The organism is Pseudonocardia nigra (assembly GCF_019396355.1).
Classification (GTDB): Bacteria; Actinomycetota; Actinomycetes; order Mycobacteriales; family Pseudonocardiaceae; genus Pseudonocardia; species Pseudonocardia nigra.
The window spans coordinates 1-1241 of record NZ_JAHKRK010000474.1 but is presented as its reverse complement, the minus strand read 5'-3'; the positions used below and the strand labels follow the sequence as shown (position 1 = coordinate 1241).

The following is a 1241-nucleotide window of genomic DNA, read 5'->3' as shown; positions in this document are numbered from 1 at the left end:
CGCCGCCCAACCCGAGGAGATCGCCCGGCTCGCGGTGTTCCTCGCCTCCAGCGAGGCCGACTACGTCACCGGCGCAACCTACGTCATGGACGGCGGGCTGATGCAGATGTCCGGCCAGGGCGCCTAGATGATCGATTCCTTGGACACGGCGTGTCGATCGCCCGGAGCATGGGAGGAGGGCGTCCATGATCGACTGTGACGAACGAACTGGACGCCCTCCTGACCGCACTCTATGTCGAGATCGACGATCACGTCGTTCCCCCGCGCGAGGGGCGCGGCCGCCGGCCCCGGCTGACCGACGCCGAGCTGGTGTGCCTGGCGGTGGCCCAGGTACTGCTCGGCATCGATGGCGAGCACCGCTGGATGCGCTTCGCCTACTGCCGGCTCGGGCACCTGTTCCGCTACCTGCCCAAGCAGCCCGGCTACCACAAGCGGCTCAAGGCGGCCGCGCCGCTGCTGGCCGCGGCGATCACGCACCTGGCCCGGACCAGCCCGTCGTGGTGCGATCAGCTGCGCCTGGTCGACGCCACCCCGCTGCCGTGCGGGACCTCCCGCGAGACCGTGAAGCGCTCGGACCTGGCCGGCTGGGCCGGCTACGGCTACTGCGCCGCGCACTCCCGGTTCTACTGGGGCCTGAAGCTCTACCTGCTCGCCGCCCCGGACGGGATGCCGATCGCGTGGTGTCTGGCCGACCCCAAGCTCGGCGAACGCGACGTGTGCCTGGACCTGCTGACCATCGCCGCGGAGACCGGCCGGCTCGCCCCGGGGGCGACGGTGCTGGCCGACAAGGGCCTGGCCGGCCGCGAGACCGAAACACAGATCGCCCGCCTCGGGATCTGGCATGCTGCGCCCGGACCGACGCGACGAACCCGCCCGCCACGGCAACCTCGGCGGCGTCCGGCAGTGGATCGAGTCGGTCTTCGACACCCTCAAGGGCCAACTCGGCCTCGAACGACACGGCGGGCGTACCAGCCAGGGAGTGACCACCCGCGTCGCCCAGCGCCTGCTCGCCCTCGCCGCCGCCGTCTGGCACAACTGGACAACCGGCGCCCCGGACAAGCGCAGCCTCATCGCCTACGACCACTGAACACCAGCTTCACGGAATCGATCATCTAGCCCGGGTTCCGCAGCTGATGGCCGGCTCTGGACACGCACAACGGCGTAACCGCAGCTCAGCGGCGTGCCGGTCGTCCGAAGCCGGTGAAACTCATGGACACACGTTCGATCTACGTTCGAACGGC

General features: G+C 70.3%; 1 protein-coding gene and 1 pseudogene. Both read left to right on the top strand.

What is annotated here, in order from left to right; translation table 11 throughout:
* Positions 1 to 127: SDR family oxidoreductase (locus KME75_RS41690; RefSeq protein ID WP_219420228.1), on the top strand; the 127-nt coding region annotated here is incomplete at its 5' end.
* Between the two features lie 68 nt (positions 128 to 195).
* Positions 196 to 1087: pseudogene (locus KME75_RS41685) on the top strand (IS982 family transposase).
* Positions 1088 to 1241 lie beyond the last annotated feature (154 nt).